The sequence below is a fragment of the Alginatibacterium sediminis genome, from assembly GCF_003610775.1.
Taxonomy (GTDB): Bacteria; Pseudomonadota; Gammaproteobacteria; order Enterobacterales; family Celerinatantimonadaceae; genus Alginatibacterium; species Alginatibacterium sediminis.
This window is the reverse complement of sequence record NZ_RAQO01000008.1, coordinates 489673-507591: the sequence shown is the minus strand read 5'-3', so window position 1 is coordinate 507591 and position 17919 is coordinate 489673. Positions and strand designations below refer to the sequence as shown.

Here is a 17919-nt window from a genome sequence, read left to right as displayed (position 1 = left end):
CTTCTATTCATTCTCATCAAAACGAGATTCGACTAATTGTTGTATCGCATCCAAGGCTTCTAAAGCTTGCGGCCCACTACTATGGATATTAACTTCCATGCCTTGAGCACTTTCTAAAAGCATGAGCCCCATAATACTGTCGGCAGAAGCGTTTTTGTCTGCGTTGCTTACAGTAACTTGCGCGTCAAAACTTTGTGCTAGTTCAACAAGCTTGGTTGCGGCTCTAGCATGCAATCCTAAGCGGTTGATTATCTGAACCTTACGTTGATATTCCATCGTTACTCTAAACCTCGATGACGACGCTGCACAATGTAATCCTTAGTAAAGCGTTTAGCCAGCATTTCAGTGATGTATACGCTTCGGTGCTGACCTCCGGTACAACCAATGGCGATGGTAACGTAGGCTCGATTATTTTCTTCAAGCATGGGTAGCCAGTTGCGCTGTAGCTCTTCGATTTGGTCGATAACCTTACCAACCATTGGCTGCGCGGATAAATAATCTTCAACCGGGCCGTCTAAACCCGTTAGCGCTCTAAGATCTTCTATCCAATGCGGATTGGGTAAAAAACGTACATCGAAAACGTAGTCGACATCTTGCGGAACACCATGTTTAAATCCAAAAGACTCAAAAACGAGTACTAAATCACGAGCTTTTTTTCCTGAGATTCGCTGACTAATAATCTCCCCAAGTTGGTGGATACTCAGCGCTGAGGTATCAATACGTAAGTCTGCGCGATTCGAGAGGGGTGAGAGTAGTTGGCTTTCAGCTTCAATGGCTTGAGAGAGGCTATAATCACCTTTACTCAAGGGGTGAAGGCGTCGTGTCTCGCTATACCGGCGCACAAGATTCTCATTGTGTGCATCTAAGTATATTGTGGTGACCGTGGTCTTTTGACAAAGGCAGTCTAGAATGCCCTCAATAGAGTTTGGGTCTTTTGGGAAGTTTCGAGCATCGACACTCACGGCTACTTTAGTATGCGACTCAGAAAGTGTATCAATGAGCGGTTTAAAAAGACTTATGGGTAAATTATCGACGCAATAGAAGCCCAAGTCTTCGAGAACTCTAAGCGCCACAGTTTTACCTGAACCAGACCGACCACTGACTATAATTAATTGCATGTTGGAAACCCAAAGCGAAGCTTAGATTTAGGCTACCATAATCTCATAAAGTTCAGCATCAGATTTTGCATGCCGCAGCGCTTTACATGTTGATTTATCGTTTAGTTTTTTGGCAATTTCAGCAAGGGTACTTAAATGTTCCTTGCATTGATCTTCTGGGACTAGCAAAGCAAACAGCAAATCAACCGGTTGACTATCAATGGAATCAAAGCCAATGGCTTGCTCACAACGGATGAAAACCGCGGTGGGTTGCTGATCATTTTGAATTCGACCATGGGGGATAGCAATACCTTGACCGATTCCTGTACTACCCATTTTTTCGCGGTTTAATAAGCACTCAAAAATTTGGTTTGGAGCCAGGTCAATTTGTGTAGCTGCAATTTCACTAATTAGCTCGAGAGCTCGTTTTTTCGAATTAGCTTGAACTGAACTCTGGGTGCAATCCAAGCTTAGTATATTGGTTAACTTCATTATGGGCAGCTAGTGGTTTCTTATTTTTTCTTTGTATTTAATTACTTGGCGATCGAGTTTGTCGATTAATGCGTCGATTGCCGCGTACATGTCTTCATTTTCGGCGGTTGCAAATACTTCACTGCCGTTTAGATAGACGGTAGCTTCCGCTATTTGATTAAGTTTTTCAACATTGAGAATCACATGGACCTTATTAATGTTATCAAAGTGGCGCTCTAACTTAGAAAATTTGGTGGTGACATATTCGCGCATTGACTCTGTTACTTCGACATGGTGTCCAGTTAGATTAATTTGCATAAATAGATCCTCTTTTTGGTGTAGCCCTTAAAGCAGGCTTTTTCTTTGGTTAGATGGTGGTATAGCTAATGACTCTCGATATTTAGCAATGGTTCGTCTTGCGACTTGAATTCCTTGCTCGGCAAGAATATCCGCAATTTTACTATCGCTAAGGGGTTTATTGGTATTTTCTGCAGCAACCAGTTTTTTGATTAGTGCTCTGATTGCTGTGGATGAGCATTCGCCGCCATTCTCAGTACTTACGTGACTAGAGAAAAAATACTTAAGTTCGAAAATACCGCGAGGGGTATGCATGAATTTTTGAGTGGTGACCCTAGAAATAGTAGATTCATGCATTTCAACTGCTTCAGCGACATCGTTAAGTACCATAGGTTTCATGGCTTCTTCGCCGTATTCAAAGAATGCTTGTTGATGATGAACGATGCAATTAGCAACTTTTAGCAAGGTTTCGTTACGGCTCTCAATGCTTTTTATAAACCACTTGGCTTCTTGTAGGTTTGAACGAATGTAGTCTTTATCGCTTTGTAAGCTGCTACTGCGGCTCAAACTGGCATAGGTTGAGTTCACTCTTAATTTGGGCAATGCATCAGGATTGAGTTCAACCATCCAACGACCACGCTGTTTGCTTACCGCTACATCAGGGATCACATACTGTGCGTGGCTTTCTTCAATGACATTACCGGGGCGAGGTTCTAAAGATTGAATGATGTTTAGCACTTCTTTCAATTGCGGCTCTTTGAGCTTGGTTTTCTTTAGAATGCTGCGATAGTCACGGTTTGCTAATAAATCGAGGTATTTTTCAACCATTTCTTTGGCTTGAGATAGCCAGGGGGTTTCTTTATCGAAAGTATGCAATTGAATGCGAAGACATTCTTGTAACGAACGAGAAGCAACCCCAAGCGGATCAAAGTGTTGTACGCGTTTTAGAACCGCCTCTACTTCATCTATTTCTAAATCAAGCTCGGCATCGTTTTGTTGACACAAGCCCTCTAAGATTTGCTCGCAACTTTGAGTTAAGTAACCTGAAGGTTCAATGGCATCGATGATCGCAAGTGCAATCATTTGATCGACTTCACTAAAAGGAGTTAGCCGCATTTGCCACAGTAAATGGTCTTGCAAAGAATCACTGGTTTCACCTTGATAAACGCTGTCCATGTCGTCTGGCATGGCTGAGCTGGAAGGAGCTGAGCCAGCGCTATACATATCATCCCAAGTGGAGTCGACTGTTAGTTCATCTGACAAGGTGCTGTTTTCTAGAGCTTCGCTGGTGTCTACTTGACTGACGTCGGTAGCTGCAACTTCGCTATCACCATTGGATTCGTCTGAGCTCGGAGTTCGATCTAGTGCGTTGGTCTCGGTAGTCGCAGATGCTGATATCGATTCAGGATTATCTGAATTGGTATCGTTTTGAGAGTTTGACTCGTTGCTCTCAGCAAATGTTTCTTCAACTTCGAGCAGCGGATTAGATTCCAATGCTTCTTGAATTTCGGTTTGAAGATCCAATGTTGATAACTGCAACAAACGAATCGCTTGTTGAAGTTGGGGGGTCATCGTTAGCTGCTGACCCATGCGCAACTGCAAAGATGCTTTCATCGACCGATATGTTTCCTTGTGTAGTTATTAAGCCATTTGGTACAGGCCCTGCCAATCTTTACTATAGCTTGAATTCTTCACCAAGATAGACTTGTTTTACCATTTGATCTTCTAGAATATGAGCGGGCTCACCGCTAGCTATAAGTTCACCTTGGCTGACGATGTATGCGAATTCACAGACGTCTAAGGTTTCGCGTACATTATGGTCAGTTATCAAAACGCCAAGACCACGGTCGCGCAGATGCTCGATAATTTTTTTGATATCAATCACTGATATCGGATCAACCCCTGCAAATGGTTCATCAAGTAGAATAAATTTTGGCGCAGCAGCTAAGGCTCTCGCGATTTCAACCCGGCGACGCTCGCCTCCGGATAGACTTGCACCCAAGTTCTTGCGTATATGCTCGATGTTAAACTCTTCAAGCAAATCATTAAGCGCTACTTGTTGGTCGTTTTTGCTTAGTTCTTTGCGGGTCTCAAGCACAGCAAGTATGTTCTTTTCAACGGATAAGCGTCTAAAAATAGAGGCTTCTTGGGGCAAATAGCCAATTCCATTGCGTGCTCGTGAATGCATTGCCATGTTGGAAATGTCTTGATTATCGAGAATGATTCGACCTTCATCGCGCGGAACCAGACCAACTATCATGTAAAAAGACGTCGTTTTACCGGCGCCATTAGGGCCCAGTAGTCCAACAATTTGCCCGGACGAAACACTAATGCTTACGTCTTTAACGACTTTTCGGCCTTTATAGCTTTTGGCTAGGTTTTTAGCTTCTAAGGTACTCATTGAGCCCCATTTGCTTGGTCATTTGAATTCGTTGCGTTACTACCATCAACTTGAGATGGTAAAAATACGGTCTTAACTCGGCTATTCTTATTACCGGTTGCCACCATTTCCTGACTTTCAATTTCGTAAACTATTTTGTCGCCATTAACCGTACTGTCAATTTGCTTGATTTCGGCTCTATCGATAAGAGTGATTACCTTAGTTGCTAAATCATAGTGCAGCTCTTGGGCTTTGGCGTTAACGGGTTTTCCGTCATCCATCATTTGATAAAAAGTCGCCGGGTTTCCGTAAGCAACCATGGTCTCGTTACCACTTGGCTCACTACCTTGCACAACTAGTTTGTCCGATTTGATCAGAATCGAGCCTTGTACGGCAATCACATTGTCGTAGAAGGTCACTAGATTCTTCTGCATTTCAAGCTTTTGCCGGTCTGCATCGACTTCAATTGGCTGGCTTGAATCAGATTCTAAACCAAATACTGCAGAGCTCAGAGGCAAAAGAAGCCCCGCCCAGATCCATTTACTATTTATTTTCATTAAGATACGTCGCTTTTACTGCTTGATGTAAGCTTACCGTTTCTGAAGCCAAATCGCCATCCATACCGATCCCTCGCTGATGGCTAGTTGGGCCGTACAAATCAACTCGATAATCGCTATGCACGGTTTCTTGGTTGAGTTCAAATTGTAACTCTTTACTCACCAAACGCTCGAGCTGCGGATTAGGCTGTAAGTTAGTAACTGTAGCTTGATTTCTAAATATGGCTAAATTGTCTTCACGCATCACACCATCGAGTGCGTCGATTCGCCATTGCGGGTCACCAATCTCAGGGTAAAACAAAATACTAGGGCGAGTAAACACGGTTTCGTTGCGGCTCTCAAAGCGCTCTAAGTAGTCACTGTCGAGAACATAATGCAGTTGCCCTTTCAGGTTAAATACTTTGCTCTGTAAGAGTTCGGCGGTGAAATCAGGGCCTGAAACATGAGCAACTTGAGTCTGTTGTGGTTCGGCTTTGAAATATTGATAACAGGATAAAGCAAAAACAAACAAACCCAAATAGAACGCATTTCGTTTCATACGCTCATTCCTTGCGCCTGCTCCAATTGTCCCTGTGCCCACAAAATCAAATCACATAACTCACGAACTGCGCCAAAACCACCGGGGGTTCGCGTTGTATAGTCGGCTTCTTTGAGTACTAAGGGGTGTGCATCTTGAACTGCTACGCCCAGCAGAGCGCTACGCATAACCGGTAGATCAACTACATCGTCACCAATATAGGCACATTGGTCATCACTCATCGCAAGGCTTTGCTTCACTTGTTCATAGGCTAGGGTTTTATCCGACTGGCCTTGAAATATATGCTTGATACCTAGGCCGCTCATCCGATTCTCCACGATTTTGGATTGTCGGCCAGTAATAATGGCAACTTGAATGCCCGCATTGAGTAAGGCTTTAATACCAAAACCATCTTTGGTATGGAATGCTTTGAGTTCTTCCCCTTGATTGCCCATGTAGATCCGACCATCAGAAAACACGCCATCAACATCACAAATGAGCAATTTAATGGAGCTCAGAGCTTGGTGCTGTGTAGTCGTAATTGGTCCGTATAGGCTCGGTAACACTAGTAAACTCCCGCTTGAAGTAGGGTATGCATGTTAAATGCTCCAATTATTTTTTGCTCGCCGTCGAGAACAAATAGACCATTTATTGATTTATCTTTCATAAACTTCAAGGCATCAAATGCAAGCCAATCGCTGCTGACCGTTTTTGGAGAAACGGTCATAACTTGCTCTATGGCTACTTCATGAATGTCTAAGCGTTGGTCGAGCACCCGGCGTAAGTCACCATCGGTAAAAATACCCATTAAGCGCTGGTCGCTAGTCACAACAGCAACCATACCTAAGCCTTTTTCACTGATCACTAGTAGCGCTTCACGGATGGTTTGTGATGGCGCTACGATAGGCAATTGAGTATCGCACAGCATTATATCAGCGACACTTAATAGAAGTTGTTTACCTAGATTACCACCTGGATGCGAAAGCGCGAAATCTGCAGGGGTAAATCCGCGCGCTTCAAGCATTGCGACCGCTAACGCGTCGCCCATAACTAAGGTGGCCGTTGAACTAGATGTTGGTGCTAAACCTAAAGGACATGCTTCTCTGGGTACATTGATACATAAGTGGAGTTTTGATTGACGCGCCATGCTTGAATTTGGTTTAGCTGTCATCGCGATTAGGCTGACACCAATACGGTGTAGTACCGGATATAGCGCCAGAATTTCCGGTGATTCGCCTGAATTGGAAATTGCAATGACCACGTCTTGCGCGCCAATCATGCCTAAATCTCCATGGCTAGCCTCACCGGGATGGACATAGAAAGCAGGGGTACCCGTTGACGCCAAGGTAGCAGCTATTTTTTTCGCTATATGTCCAGATTTTCCCATACCTGTGACTATGACTTTACCAGTACAGGCAATCATCAATTCACAGGCATCGTTAAAATCCTGGTCAATATACTGGTAAAGGTTCTGTAGTGATTGTAACTCTATATCGAGAACACGTTTTCCAGCAGCAACAAAATCGAAACTCATAATGACCCCTCTTACCAGGTAAATAGCAATATTTGATAACCAAAGAAGCTAGCGAGCAATAAGGCACCTTCCCAGCGAGTAATTTGGCGTTTTCTGCCAAAACTCATGGCCATGGCGAACAAAGCGACAGTTAGGCCAAGCATGACCCAAAAATCGCGTTGATAGGCATTAGCGTCAATTGCACCAGGGGCTATAATCGCCGGAATCGCTAACACGGTTAGAATATTGAATAGATTCGAGCCAATGATATTACCTAGAACGAGATCGTCTTCTTTCTTTAGCACGCCAGCTATGCACGCGGCGAGCTCGGGTAAACTGGTGCCAATGGCTATAATTGTTAAGCCAATAACTAAGTCACTAATACCAAAAAATTGCGCAATGTTGGTCGCTGACCCAACCAGTAAATCTGCACTAAGCGGTAAGGCAACCATGCCAATAATCAACCAAAACAGCGCTTTTTTAGACGGAACATCATTCGGGACTTCGCTGCTTGCCTCTTCGATCATGGCGTCTTTTTCTTGGCTGTTTTTACTCTGCCTTATAGCCATCAACACCATATATAAGATGCTTAGAACAAATAGAAACAACAACAACCAGCCTTCCCAAGGAGCAAGGTGAAGGTCGTGCAATATCCATCCCGCGAGTAAAGTGACTCCGAGTAAAACGGGGATTTCTCTATACAGTGTTGAAGAAGACACCAACATCGGTTTAAGTAGTGCAGTTATACCGAGGACTAAAGCAATATTAGTTATGTTAGACCCAAGGGCATTCCCTACAGCGGTATCAACTTGACCGGCTAGCGAGGCACTCACGGCAACCATGATTTCGGGAGCTGATGACCCCATTGCAACGACGGTTAAGCCGATGATCATCGGAGAGATGCCGAAATTATTGGCGATGGCTGCGGCACCAAAAACAAATCGGTCGGCACTCCATACCAATACAACAAAACCTACAACGAGCAATGCGAGATCTAAAATCATAGTTATCTTATTGTGTCCAAAAGCGGCATTGTCGGTATTTTAGCGTTAAATTGGAAGACTTATGCAATGAGAGTTGATCTATTTCATCTATTTTTTGGTTATAAATAGAAATAAAGAGTGCGTATTTGACTATCGATGATGAACGGGTATCATCAGCGGCCTTAATCTTCATTGTTCTTTTCAGTGCATTGTGGCTGTATATCTGCCAATGCATTATGCATCGACGTTAACAAGGAGCTCAAATGTTAGCTGAACAAATCCAAGAAATACTCGAGTCAAACTTAGAACTCGAGTACGTGCGTGTTCAAGGAGAGGGTAATCACTTTAATGTGATTGCTGTTGGGCTTGTGTTTGAAGGATTAAACCGAGTTAAACAACAACAGGCTGTGTATGCGCCGTTGACTGAATATATTGCTAGCAATGAAATCCATGCGCTGACTATCAAAGCATTTACGCCCAAAGCTTGGCAAGATGCGCAGAAGTTTGGCCAAGTATAAGTGAAGTAGAATGGATCAATTTAAAATAAATGGCGGCTGCCGCCTTGATGGTGAAGTTACTATATCAGGTGCCAAAAACGCTGCTCTTCCCATTTTGTTCGCCTGCCTGTTAAGCGAAGACGAAATCATCTTGCATAATGTTCCAATGCTTAATGATATTCGCACCACTTGCAAAATAATGGAAGAAATGGGGCGTAAGGTTGAAGTTAACGGCGAGACAATTACGGTTAAAGCCGGGAAGCCAAATACCTGCGTTGCACCTTATGAGCTCGTCAAAACAATGCGTGCTTCGATATTAGCATTGGGTCCTCTAGCTGCACGATATGGCACCGCTGATGTCTCACTACCTGGTGGCTGCGCAATTGGCGCTCGTCCCGTGAATCTGCATATTCATGGCTTGCAATTAATGCAGGCTAATATTGTTGTAGAAGATGGATACGTGAAGGCTCGTGTTGATGGACGACTTAAAGGTGCACATATCTTTATGGATATGGTCAGCGTCACCGGTACCGAAAACCTCATGAGTGCTGCAGCATTGGCTGAAGGTACAACCGTTATTGAAAATGCTGCTCGTGAACCAGAAATCGTTGATTTGGCTAACTTCCTAAATAGTCTAGGCGCAAAAATTAGTGGCGCGGGTACTGACACACTGACGATCGAAGGTGTTGCCAATCTGCATGGTGGAAGCTACTCAGTTTTGCCTGACCGTATAGAAACTGGAACCTATTTAGTTGCAGCAGCAGTGACCGGCGGGCGGGTCAAATGTCTAAAAACGGATCCGACACTACTCGAAGCTGTTCTATTAAAGCTGCAAGAAGCTGGAGCAAAAGTCAGTTCCGGTAATGATTGGATAGAACTGGACATGCGCGGCTGTCAACTTAAGTCAGTAAATGTAAAAACGGCACCGCATCCAGCATTTCCTACCGACATGCAAGCTCAGTTTACGGTCCTTAACGTACTTGCAGAAGGCTCTGGTCGAGTTACTGAAACTATTTTTGAAAATCGCTTTATGCATGTGCCGGAGTTGGTGCGTATGGGAGCTGATATTGAATTAGAAGGTAATACCGCAATTTGTCATCATAGTGAGCAGTTACGCGGTACTCAAGTGATGGCGACTGACTTACGAGCGTCTGCAAGTTTGGTTATTGCAGCGATGGTTGCGGAAGGTGAAACGACTGTCGATCGTATCTATCATATCGATCGTGGTTACCAACGAATTGAAGAAAAATTTGCAGGGCTAGGCGCGTTAATTAAGCGCGTTAAAGGCTAGGCGATTAGCAATTTAAGCTACACTTTAAAAGCGCTCTTCGGAGCGCTTCTTTGTTTTCTATAAACTAGGTTGCGGTAATTCAGTGACCGTGACCGGAAGTTCGATAATCTCTCCATTTCTAATAATGGTTGTTATGATTTGACTGCCTGGTGCGGTTTCCGCAACTATGTCACTGGCTTCACGTACACCGATTATTTCTATGTCATTAATCTTTATCAGAATATCATTGGTCTCAATTCCGGCTTTTTCAGCGGGTCCATTTGGGTCGGTACCTTGGATAATCACGCCCGTCACTCGTTTTAGGTTTAGACGCTGCGCGAGCTGCTTATTAATAGCTAGGCCATCAATACCCAAATAACTGCGAACGATTTTACCGTCTTTAACCAAACCCAGCAGGATCTTCTTGGTCAATTTAAAAGGGATTGCGAAGCTAATTCCGTAGGTTTCAGAGTCGCCTAAGTGATATGCCGCAGTGTTAATTCCAACTAATTCGCCACGGGTGTTTATCAGTGCTCCACCAGAGTTACCGCGGTTAATAGCGGCGTCAGTTTGTAAGAAATCTTGTCGTCCGGTAGAGCTCATACCGACTCGTCCGGTCGCACTAATAATACCTTGGGTAATGGTCTGGCCAATATTATAGGGATTACCTATGGCAAGAACGATATCACCGACTTGAGTATCCAATTCGTCGTTTTGAGGAATAACCGGTAGGTCAGGTAGCGATTCGATTTTGAGTACAGCTAGATCAGTAATCAGATCGCTGCCCATCAGTTCAGCATTAAAGACGCGACCGTCTTGCAGAGCTACGATTATTTCGTCGGCTTCATTGATAACGTGTAGATTAGTGAGCACCCAACCTTCAGAAGACATGATTACACCAGAACCCAAGCCCTGAGTGCTGGACTCACTATCACGTACCAAAGTGCTTTGGAAATTTCGAGTGTAAATATTCACTACGGCGGGAGCGGCGCGACGGGTGGCTTGCGAATAAGATCCTACAGCGGCATCGATAAACTGATAGTCATCCCAAAGACGCTTACTATTTGCCCGAAACTCAGGAAAAGCGAGCAATATAACGATAGAAATAATTAGACCGAATAAGGCCGGTTTACCTATATATTTGAGAATACGGCTCAATTGGATGTCTTATTTTAGTGAGTATGTTCCCAGCATAGCATGAGCACAGTCGATGCAAAAAGCCCTGCAAATGCAGGGCTTAGATGTTTTAGCGTAAGATTCGATAGAGGTAAGAGTCGCCTCGCTTAATCTTTAGCGCCAAAATATTGGGTTCAGTTTCAAATAAACTGCGTAGTTCAGCTAGATTAGCAACATCGGTTTTATTGACTCCTACGATAATATCACCTTCTTCAAGACCATTTTGGTCAGCCGGCGATCCGCGTTCAATCTTGCTAACCAGTACGCCGGGTTCTTTATCGGCAGCACTGAGCAAAGCACCTTCAAGGGCTGGATGCATGACTTTTGCTTTCACATTTTGCTCGTCGCCACGTTTAAGTGTGACTTCTAGCGTTTGCCGTTTTCCATCACGCATGATCCCAATTTGCACCGTTTTACCTGCGCCCATGGTGCCAATTTTGGCCCTGAGTTCAGAAAAACTGTTAACTTTCTTAGCGTTTACGGAAACAATAATATCGCCAGCTTGAATCCCGGCTTCAGAGGCTGCTGAGTCAGGCATCACTTCATTAACAAACGCGCCATTTTGAGAATCAATGCCAAAGGCTTCGGCGAGTTCACTATTAAGTTCACCACCCATAACGCCAAGTACACCGCGTCGTATTTCGCCAAATTCAACAATTTGCTCACTTAGGTTTTGTACCATGTTGCTTGGAATAGCGAAACCTATACCAATGTTACCGCCACCGGGTGCAATAATAGCGGTGTTTATCCCAATGAGTTCGCCTCTAAGGTTGATAAGCGCTCCACCAGAGTTACCGCTGTTAATTGCAGCGTCAGTTTGAATAAAGTTCTCTAGCTTCTCGATATTAAGTCCGCTTCTTCCCAGAGCACTTACTATCCCTGATGTTACGGTTTGACCAAGCCCAAAAGGATTACCAATTGCAACCACAAAGTCGCCAACGCGTAGCTGATCGCTATCGGCAAATTTAACTTCATGGAGGTCTTTGGCATCAATTTGAACCAGTGCAATATCGGTCTCCTTATCTGAACCTAGGACTTTTGCCTCATACTCACGGCCATCGTTGAGACTGACAATAATTTCGTCGGCTTCAGCAATTACATGTGAGTTGGTAATCACATAACCTTTGTTGGCATCAATGATGACCCCTGAGCCCAGACCTTGGAAAGGCCGTTCTTGTGGGCCTGCGCCATTTGGACTACCTTCTGGACCGAAGAAGTAGCGAAATACTTCCGGTATTTGTTGGTTACTCACTTTGGTTCCAGATACAGAAATACTGACCACCGCAGGGGTAACGGTTTCGAGAACCGGAGCTAAACTAGGGAGTTCGTCGCCGTTGACAGCAATAGGAAGAGCCGCATGAGCAATGGATGAGATTCCCATCGTAAGGGCGAAACTTGTAGCAATAAGCCGATGTTTCCAAACTGACATTTATTATCTCCACAATTAACGAGTATCATCTTGTCCGAATTTATAGCGATGCATTCGCAAACAATAAATTGGTCGAGTGAACGATTATGACTGTAGAAAAGGGGCTCAGTTCAGCCCCTTTACATGAACTTACATAACTTTAACTTGCTTTGCGTTGGGCTTTGAATAGACCAGACGGCTGATTGGAGTAATCTTTAGGCTGAGATTCTAGATTTTCAACTTTTGGTTCTTCTTCTTTATTTTGCTCAAATTCTGCAAATAAAGTGGGTTGTTGTTCTTCTTTCATCAGCTCACGACTTTGAGAGGCCATATGCTCATATATATTTTGATAGTGTTTGGCCATATCTTCTAGCAATTGGGCGCTAGTCTCGAAATGGGAGTTCACCTGAGTTCGATATTGCTCAAGTTCTCGACGGTTGTTTTCATAGTCGACTTTGCTTTGAGCGTCGAGAGTGGAACTTTTATTGAAAAGACGAGCGACGATGTAGCCGATGACCATGCCCAAGAGTACCAGGGCCAAACTATTTACTGCATCCATTTTTTACTCTCACGTTGTGCGGTTTGATTTAATATACTTGAGCTTTGGCTTGCATGGTACTGCGAGAAGCCTTAAATTTTTCAAGCCCGACCAGATAAATGCTTCAATACAGGAAAAAAGCTAGCTATGTTGCCCTCAGAAAAATACCAAACGGATATAGAAACTCGTGGTTTTGAATCCGATTCAGCACAAGTTCAGGCCGTTGAAGCACTCGATCGCCTGAGTAAAGAGCTTGTGAATTTTACTAAACCGCAAGTGAAGGCTTCAAGTTCCTCGCCAAATAAATGGCTTAAACGTATTGGATTTGGCAACAAATCAAGCACAACCAAAACGCCTGATCAGACACCAATAAAGGGCTTGTACTTTTGGGGAGGAGTGGGGCGCGGTAAAACCTATTTGATGGATACGTTTTTTGATTGTCTAAGCACCACGCGTAAGCAACGCTTACATTTTCACCGCTTTATGTATTCGACCCATGACCAACTAAAAGCGCTACAGGGTAAATCTAATCCCTTACAAATAGTGGCTGCAAATATCGCAAGTCAAACCGACATTATCTGTTTCGACGAATTTTTTGTCAGTGATATTACTGACGCAATGATTTTGGCCGGATTGTTTGAAGCTCTGTTTTCACATGGTGTTGTGCTGGTGGCTACCTCAAATATACCGCCACATGATCTATATAGAAATGGTTTACAACGGCAGCGCTTCTTGCCCACGATCGGGCTAATTGAACAGCATTGTGAAATCTTAAATGTGGATAGTGGCTGCGACTATCGAATGCGCACTTTAGAACAAGCTGAAATCTATCATTCACCCTTAGACCAAAGTGCTCGTAAAAATATGGAAAGGTATTTTTATGAATTGAGCGGTGAATCAAGTTTGCGAGCGGAAGCTATCGAGGTCAATCATCGGCAAATTGAGGTAATCTCACAAGGGCACGGTGTTCTGCTCATAAGTTTTGAGCAGTTGTGTAAGTCGGCGCGTTCTGCAAATGACTATATCGAACTTGCGAAGCTCTATCATACGGTTTTGCTCGATGGATTAGAGCAAATGGCGTCGGACCAAGAAGACAGTGCCAGACGCTTCATTGCGTTAATCGACGAGTTTTATGAGCGCAATGTTAGCCTAATAATTACAGCGCAAGTCCCTATGAACGACATCTATAGAGGTGAACGTTTAGTGTTTGAGTTTCAGCGCTGTTTATCGCGATTACAGGAAATGCAATCCACGGAGTATTTAGGTCGTGAACACCTAGCGTAGAAGCTTAGCTTTGTGCCTTAGAAATGCACAAAAAAAACGCAAGAAAGGGGGTGCTATTTTAAGACACTTCCCCTATAATCCGCTCACCCACGTTACAGACCATCAATTTGATGGTGCTAACTGCCCAGCTAACTCCGTATTCGAAGGGATACATAGAGTAGCTTATTATTGTTTGTGTGCTTTGCACATGAGCGCCTAGTAACAAATTTTGGGTTATTTACACTAATGAAAACATTTGTAGCAAAACCAGAAAGCGTAGAACGCGACTGGTATGTTGTAGACGCTGAGGGTAAAACCTTGGGTCGCATCGCGACTGAAATCGCAAGCCGCTTACGTGGTAAACATAAAGCTGAATACACTCCTCACGTTGATACTGGTGATTACATCATCGTTGTTAACTGTGAAAAAGTGACAGTTACTGGTAACAAAGCGAAAGGTAAAATCTACCACTCGCACTCTGGCTACCCAGGCGGTCTAAAATCAATCAGCTTTGAAAAGTTGATCGATAAAGCTCCTGAGCGTGTTATCCAGTCTGCAGTTAAAGGTATGTTGCCAAAAGGTCCTCTAGGCCGTGCGATGTTCCGTAAACTGAAAGTATTTAAAGGTCCTGAGCACACTCATAGTGCACAGCAACCTCAAGTTTTAGATATTTAACGGGAACCTGAATCATGGCTGAGACTCAATATTACGGCACTGGCCGTCGCAAAAGCTCAACTGCTCGGGTTTTCCTGAAAGCAGGTAGCGGAAGCATTACTATCAACAAACGTTCACTAGAAGAATACTTCGGTCGTGATACTGCTCGTATGGTTGTTCGTCAACCACTTGAGTTAGTAGATATGATCGAAAAATTCGACTTGAACATCACCGTTTCTGGCGGTGGTATCAGTGGTCAAGCTGGCGCAATTCGCCACGGTATCACTCGTGCCCTTCTAGAGTTTGACGAAACCCTACGCCCTGACTTACGTGCTGCTGGTTTTGTTACTCGTGATGCTCGTAAAGTTGAACGTAAGAAAGTTGGTCTACGTAAAGCACGTCGTGCTCCACAATTCTCTAAACGTTAATTGTTGGCACTTCGAACAAAAACCCGGTTTATACCGGGTTTTTTTTTCTTTGTTGTATAGAGGTTAAATACTCGTAATCTCTTGTCAAAATACGTGAATTTCTATACTATTTTGAGGCATTTTGTGGTGACTGTGCACTCACTCGCCTTGAATTGATATTCCCGACAGTCGCTTTTGCGCGATGTTCACAGGGACAGACTATAAAAAACCGCAAGGAAAAGGCATCGATGCCAATCGATAACATAATAATCAAAGCGGATCCTTACCGGAGAGACATTGGATGAGCAATGCGCCTGTTGACGCTGGTCGTCGCCGATTTTTAACTTGGTCAACAGCAGTTGTTGGCGGAGTAGGAGTAGGTTACGCAGCAGTACCTTTCATAAGTTCTTGGAACCCAAGTGCTAAAGCCAAAGCGGCTGGAGCACCGGTTGAAGTGAACGTTAGTAAAATAGAACCTGGCCAACTCTTGCGCGTAGAGTGGCGAGGAAAACCGGTGTGGATAGTATCCCGCCCACAATCAGTGCTTGATAACTTGGATAAAATTGGGTCTCAGTTGCGTGATCCTAACTCCGAAGAGCCACAACAACCTGAATATGCTCAAAACTCTTACCGTTCACTCAAACCAGAATTATTGGTTAGTGTTGGACTGTGTACGCACCTAGGTTGCTCGCCAACTTATTTGCCAGGAAGTTTTGAAGAACAAGTTCAAGGTGTAGAGTATGGGTTCTTCTGTCCGTGCCATGGTTCTAAATTTGATATGGCCGGACGCGTATTCCAAGGTGTACCCGCACCTTTAAATTTAGTGGTTCCCCCGCATTATTATGTTGACGAAAACACTATTTTAATCGGCAACGATGGGGGAGAAAGCGTATGAAAGGCTTACTAAATTGGATCGACGAACGGATCCCACTGACCAAAACCTACAATAAACATGTAGGCCAATACCCAACCCCAATTAATTTTAACTTTTGGTACATCTTTGGTTTTATCGCCATGATCGTGCTAGTGAACCAAATCCTGACCGGTATTTGGCTAACCATGAATTACAATCCTTCGGGTGAGGGTGCGTTTGCCAGTGTCGAGTACATCATGCGTGATGTCGACTATGGCTGGTTATTGCGCTATATGCACTCAACGGGAGCGTCAGCGTTCTTTGTTGTTATTTACTTGCATATGTATCGTGGTTTGATTTACGGCTCGTACCAAAAGCCTCGTGAGCTAATATGGCTATTTGGTATGTTGATCTTCTTGGTCTTAATGGCTGAAGCCTTTATGGGCTACTTGCTACCTTGGGGACAGATGTCCTACTGGGGAGCACAAGTTATTATTTCCTTGTTTGGTGCAATACCGTTTATCGGTGACGATTTAACCTTGTGGATACGTGGTGACTACGTCATCTCAGGGGCGACGCTAAATCGATTCTTTAGCTTGCATGTGATTGCGCTACCCTTAGTACTCGTTATGCTTGTTTTCTTGCATATTGTGGCTTTGCACGAAGTGGGTTCAAACAATCCTGACGGTATCGAAATTAAAGAGAACAAAGACGAGAACGGTTGGCCTAAAGACGGCATCCCATTCCACCCTTACTTTACCGTAAAAGACTTAGCAGCCATTGTTGGTTTCTTATTCTTCTTTGCTTGGGTTATGTTCTTTGTTCCCGAAGGTGGAGGGTACTTGCTTGAAGCACCTAACTTCGAGGCGGCCAACCCGCTAAAAACTCCTGAGCACATTGCTCCGGTATGGTACTTCACACCGTTTTACGCCATTTTACGAGCGGTCCCCGATAAACTAATGGGTGTTGCAATGATGGGCTTATCTATTGCGGTGCTCTTTGTACTGCCTTGGCTTGACCGCTGTAAAGTTAAATCGATTCGATATCGTAGTATCTGGCATAAGCTAAACATTGCACAGTTTGTAATCTGCTTTGTGGTACTAGGTATATTGGGGGCATTACCCTCTACACCGATGCTAACTTTGCTAGCGCGTATAACTTCATTTGGTTATTTTGCTTATTTCATTTTGCTATTTATCTACAGTAAAAATGAAGCAACCAAGCCAGTTCCAGAGAGGGTGACACGATAATGAAACGATTGTTGATTGCCTTACTGGCACTGATTCCGACTATTGCCCTCGCAGCAGGTTCAGGGGTTAAGCTCGACAAAGCCAACTATGATTTGCATGATAAGGCTTCACTGCAAAGTGGTGCAGCTTTATTTATGAATTATTGCTTTGCCTGTCACTCCACCCAATACCAGCGTTATAATCGAGTTGCAGAAGATTTGTCGATTCCTCTCGATTTAATGCAAGAGAACTTGATCTTTACTGGGGTAAAAGTCGGCCAATTGATGGAAAATGCCATGCAAGCGGACGACGCTGCGGCTTGGTTTGGTGCTCCTGCACCTGATCTGACCTTAGTAGCGCGTGTTCGTGGAGCTGATTGGATCTACACGTATCTACGTAGTTTTTACGCTGATGAAACGCGTCCGTTTGGCGTAAATAACTTGGTCTTCCCAAGTGTTGGTATGCCCCATGTTCTTGAAGAATTACAAGGTGTGCCTAGCATTAAAGAAGAGCTACGCATGATTGACGGAGAAGAACACGCTGTCGTTACTGGTATCGAAAGCGATGGTAGTGGCGAAATGAGTGCAGATGAATATGACCAAGCGGTCTTAGATCTGGTAAACTTCTTGGTCTACTCAGGGGAGCCTATCCAATTAGAGCGTAAACGTCTCGGATATTGGGTCATGGGTTTCTTGGCAATATTCTTTGTCTTTAGTTACTTATTGAAGAAAGAGTACTGGCGCGACGTTCACTAAACTTTAGTGTGCGCTGTTAATTGAGTCGGTAAAGGCATTGGCCTTTACCGATTG

At 44.0% G+C, this 17919-nt stretch carries 22 protein-coding genes; 8 read left to right on the top strand and 14 right to left on the bottom strand.

All coding sequences use genetic code 11. The features are described from left to right. Positions 1-3: 3 nt before the first annotated feature. The 11 genes from DBZ36_RS16280 to DBZ36_RS16230 all read right to left on the bottom strand — a co-directional run bounded on the left by DBZ36_RS16280 (position 4) and on the right by DBZ36_RS16230 (position 7836). A complete protein-coding gene (locus DBZ36_RS16280) occupies positions 4-276 on the bottom strand; it encodes an HPr family phosphocarrier protein (protein ID WP_120356007.1) in 273 nt (90 codons plus the stop codon). Positions 277-278: 2 nt separating this feature from the next. Beyond that, positions 279-1118, bottom strand: coding sequence for an RNase adapter RapZ (gene rapZ / locus DBZ36_RS16275; RefSeq protein ID WP_120356006.1), 840 nt, complete (start codon positions 1116-1118; stop codon positions 279-281). Positions 1119-1145: 27 nt separating this feature from the next. Further along, positions 1146-1589: a PTS IIA-like nitrogen regulatory protein PtsN gene (gene ptsN, locus DBZ36_RS16270; protein WP_120356005.1), complete on the bottom strand. Its 444-nt coding sequence runs from the start codon at positions 1587-1589 to the stop codon at positions 1146-1148. Positions 1590-1598: 9 nt separating this feature from the next. Beyond that, positions 1599-1886 carry a ribosome hibernation promoting factor gene (hpf, locus tag DBZ36_RS16265; protein ID WP_120356004.1) on the bottom strand — a complete coding sequence of 96 codons (288 nt, stop codon included), beginning with the start codon at positions 1884-1886 and terminating at the stop codon, positions 1599-1601. A 27-nt stretch (positions 1887-1913) separates the two neighbouring features. Beyond that, positions 1914-3479, bottom strand: coding sequence for an RNA polymerase factor sigma-54 (locus DBZ36_RS16260; RefSeq protein WP_120356003.1), 1566 nt, complete (start codon positions 3477-3479; stop codon positions 1914-1916). 61 nt (positions 3480-3540) lie between these two features. Further along, positions 3541-4266 (bottom strand): LPS export ABC transporter ATP-binding protein, encoded by a 726-nt coding sequence (lptB, locus tag DBZ36_RS16255; protein ID WP_120356002.1) that lies wholly within the window; start codon positions 4264-4266, stop codon positions 3541-3543. Then, on the bottom strand, positions 4263-4802 hold the full coding sequence (lptA, locus tag DBZ36_RS16250; protein ID WP_120356001.1) for a lipopolysaccharide transport periplasmic protein LptA: 540 nt from the start codon (positions 4800-4802) through the stop codon (positions 4263-4265). Before lptA ends, lptB begins: the two co-directional genes overlap by 4 nt. Next, positions 4789-5340, bottom strand: a complete 552-nt coding sequence (gene lptC / locus DBZ36_RS16245) for an LPS export ABC transporter periplasmic protein LptC (protein ID WP_120356000.1) — start codon at positions 5338-5340, stop codon at positions 4789-4791. Before lptC ends, lptA begins: the two co-directional genes overlap by 14 nt. Next, positions 5337-5885 (bottom strand): 3-deoxy-manno-octulosonate-8-phosphatase KdsC, encoded by a 549-nt coding sequence (kdsC, locus tag DBZ36_RS16240; protein WP_120355999.1) that lies wholly within the window; start codon positions 5883-5885, stop codon positions 5337-5339. Before kdsC ends, lptC begins: the two co-directional genes overlap by 4 nt. Then, entirely contained in the window at positions 5885-6853 is a 969-nt protein-coding gene (locus DBZ36_RS16235; protein ID WP_120355998.1) for a KpsF/GutQ family sugar-phosphate isomerase, read from the bottom strand. The genes kdsC and DBZ36_RS16235 overlap by 1 nt, the downstream gene beginning before the upstream one ends. Positions 6854-6864: 11 nt before the next feature. Continuing rightward, complete coding sequence (locus DBZ36_RS16230) at positions 6865-7836, bottom strand: calcium/sodium antiporter (RefSeq protein ID WP_120355997.1); 972 nt, start codon at positions 7834-7836, stop codon at positions 6865-6867. Between the two features lie 242 nt (positions 7837-8078). On the opposite strand from DBZ36_RS16230, the gene DBZ36_RS16225 reads away from it, so the two are divergent. Further along, positions 8079-8333, top strand: coding sequence for a BolA family protein (locus tag DBZ36_RS16225; protein ID WP_120355996.1), 255 nt, complete (start codon positions 8079-8081; stop codon positions 8331-8333). 10 nt (positions 8334-8343) lie between these two features. Then, positions 8344-9603 (top strand): UDP-N-acetylglucosamine 1-carboxyvinyltransferase, encoded by a 1260-nt coding sequence (gene murA / locus DBZ36_RS16220; RefSeq protein ID WP_120355995.1) that lies wholly within the window; start codon positions 8344-8346, stop codon positions 9601-9603. 57 nt (positions 9604-9660) lie between these two features. Here murA and degS read toward each other — a convergent pair whose 3' ends face one another. From degS to DBZ36_RS16205, 3 genes are all read right to left on the bottom strand, one after another. Further along, positions 9661-10740 (bottom strand): outer membrane-stress sensor serine endopeptidase DegS, encoded by a 1080-nt coding sequence (gene degS, locus DBZ36_RS16215; RefSeq protein ID WP_199711894.1) that lies wholly within the window; start codon positions 10738-10740, stop codon positions 9661-9663. Between the two features lie 88 nt (positions 10741-10828). Further along, a complete protein-coding gene (locus DBZ36_RS16210; RefSeq protein ID WP_120355993.1) occupies positions 10829-12187 on the bottom strand; it encodes a Do family serine endopeptidase in 1359 nt (452 codons plus the stop codon). A gap of 139 nt (positions 12188-12326) precedes the next feature. Continuing rightward, positions 12327-12725, bottom strand: coding sequence for a YhcB family protein (locus tag DBZ36_RS16205; RefSeq protein WP_120355992.1), 399 nt, complete (start codon positions 12723-12725; stop codon positions 12327-12329). 126 nt (positions 12726-12851) lie between these two features. Here DBZ36_RS16205 and zapE point away from each other — a divergent pair, with 126 nt between their 5' ends. From zapE to DBZ36_RS16175, 6 genes are all read left to right on the top strand, one after another. After that, positions 12852-13988: a cell division protein ZapE gene (gene zapE / locus DBZ36_RS16200; protein WP_120355991.1), complete on the top strand. Its 1137-nt coding sequence runs from the start codon at positions 12852-12854 to the stop codon at positions 13986-13988. A 225-nt stretch (positions 13989-14213) separates the two neighbouring features. Continuing rightward, the gene (rplM, locus tag DBZ36_RS16195) at positions 14214-14642 is read left to right on the top strand and encodes a 50S ribosomal protein L13 (RefSeq protein WP_120356052.1); all 429 of its coding nucleotides are present in this window, start codon (positions 14214-14216) and stop codon (positions 14640-14642) included. A 14-nt stretch (positions 14643-14656) separates the two neighbouring features. Next, positions 14657-15049, top strand: coding sequence for a 30S ribosomal protein S9 (rpsI, locus tag DBZ36_RS16190; protein WP_120355990.1), 393 nt, complete (start codon positions 14657-14659; stop codon positions 15047-15049). A 280-nt stretch (positions 15050-15329) separates the two neighbouring features. Continuing rightward, on the top strand, positions 15330-15923 hold the full coding sequence (gene petA / locus DBZ36_RS16185; protein WP_120355989.1) for a ubiquinol-cytochrome c reductase iron-sulfur subunit: 594 nt from the start codon (positions 15330-15332) through the stop codon (positions 15921-15923). Next, positions 15920-17131: a cytochrome b gene (locus tag DBZ36_RS16180; RefSeq protein WP_120355988.1), complete on the top strand. Its 1212-nt coding sequence runs from the start codon at positions 15920-15922 to the stop codon at positions 17129-17131. The genes petA and DBZ36_RS16180 overlap by 4 nt, the downstream gene beginning before the upstream one ends. Next, complete coding sequence (locus DBZ36_RS16175; protein ID WP_120355987.1) at positions 17131-17865, top strand: cytochrome c1; 735 nt, start codon at positions 17131-17133, stop codon at positions 17863-17865. Before DBZ36_RS16180 ends, DBZ36_RS16175 begins: the two co-directional genes overlap by 1 nt. Positions 17866-17919: the final 54 nt, after the last annotated feature.

Excerpts from the sequence above, each read along its gene's own strand:
- hpf (WP_120356004.1), bottom strand. The coding sequence starts at position 1,886 with ATGCAAATTAATCTAACTGGACACCATGTCGAAGTAACAGAGTCAATG.
- murA (WP_120355995.1), top strand. The coding sequence starts at position 8,344 with ATGGATCAATTTAAAATAAATGGCGGCTGCCGCCTTGATGGTGAAGTT.
- lptC (WP_120356000.1), bottom strand. The coding sequence starts at position 5,340 with ATGAAACGAAATGCGTTCTATTTGGGTTTGTTTGTTTTTGCTTTATCC.
- rapZ (WP_120356006.1), bottom strand. The coding sequence starts at position 1,118 with ATGCAATTAATTATAGTCAGTGGTCGGTCTGGTTCAGGTAAAACTGTG.
- DBZ36_RS16235 (WP_120355998.1), bottom strand. The coding sequence starts at position 6,853 with ATGAGTTTCGATTTTGTTGCTGCTGGAAAACGTGTTCTCGATATAGAG.
- rplM (WP_120356052.1), top strand. The coding sequence starts at position 14,214 with ATGAAAACATTTGTAGCAAAACCAGAAAGCGTAGAACGCGACTGGTAT.
- DBZ36_RS16225 (WP_120355996.1), top strand. The coding sequence starts at position 8,079 with ATGTTAGCTGAACAAATCCAAGAAATACTCGAGTCAAACTTAGAACTC.
- DBZ36_RS16280 (WP_120356007.1), bottom strand. The coding sequence starts at position 276 with ATGGAATATCAACGTAAGGTTCAGATAATCAACCGCTTAGGATTGCAT.
- DBZ36_RS16230 (WP_120355997.1), bottom strand. The coding sequence starts at position 7,836 with ATGATTTTAGATCTCGCATTGCTCGTTGTAGGTTTTGTTGTATTGGTA.
- ptsN (WP_120356005.1), bottom strand. The coding sequence starts at position 1,589 with ATGAAGTTAACCAATATACTAAGCTTGGATTGCACCCAGAGTTCAGTT.
- petA (WP_120355989.1), top strand. The coding sequence starts at position 15,330 with ATGAGCAATGCGCCTGTTGACGCTGGTCGTCGCCGATTTTTAACTTGG.
- zapE (WP_120355991.1), top strand. The coding sequence starts at position 12,852 with ATGTTGCCCTCAGAAAAATACCAAACGGATATAGAAACTCGTGGTTTT.
- DBZ36_RS16260 (WP_120356003.1), bottom strand. The coding sequence starts at position 3,479 with ATGAAAGCATCTTTGCAGTTGCGCATGGGTCAGCAGCTAACGATGACC.
- DBZ36_RS16210 (WP_120355993.1), bottom strand. The coding sequence starts at position 12,187 with ATGTCAGTTTGGAAACATCGGCTTATTGCTACAAGTTTCGCCCTTACG.
- DBZ36_RS16205 (WP_120355992.1), bottom strand. The coding sequence starts at position 12,725 with ATGGATGCAGTAAATAGTTTGGCCCTGGTACTCTTGGGCATGGTCATC.
- rpsI (WP_120355990.1), top strand. The coding sequence starts at position 14,657 with ATGGCTGAGACTCAATATTACGGCACTGGCCGTCGCAAAAGCTCAACT.
- lptA (WP_120356001.1), bottom strand. The coding sequence starts at position 4,802 with ATGAAAATAAATAGTAAATGGATCTGGGCGGGGCTTCTTTTGCCTCTG.
- DBZ36_RS16175 (WP_120355987.1), top strand. The coding sequence starts at position 17,131 with ATGAAACGATTGTTGATTGCCTTACTGGCACTGATTCCGACTATTGCC.
- lptB (WP_120356002.1), bottom strand. The coding sequence starts at position 4,266 with ATGAGTACCTTAGAAGCTAAAAACCTAGCCAAAAGCTATAAAGGCCGA.
- DBZ36_RS16180 (WP_120355988.1), top strand. The coding sequence starts at position 15,920 with ATGAAAGGCTTACTAAATTGGATCGACGAACGGATCCCACTGACCAAA.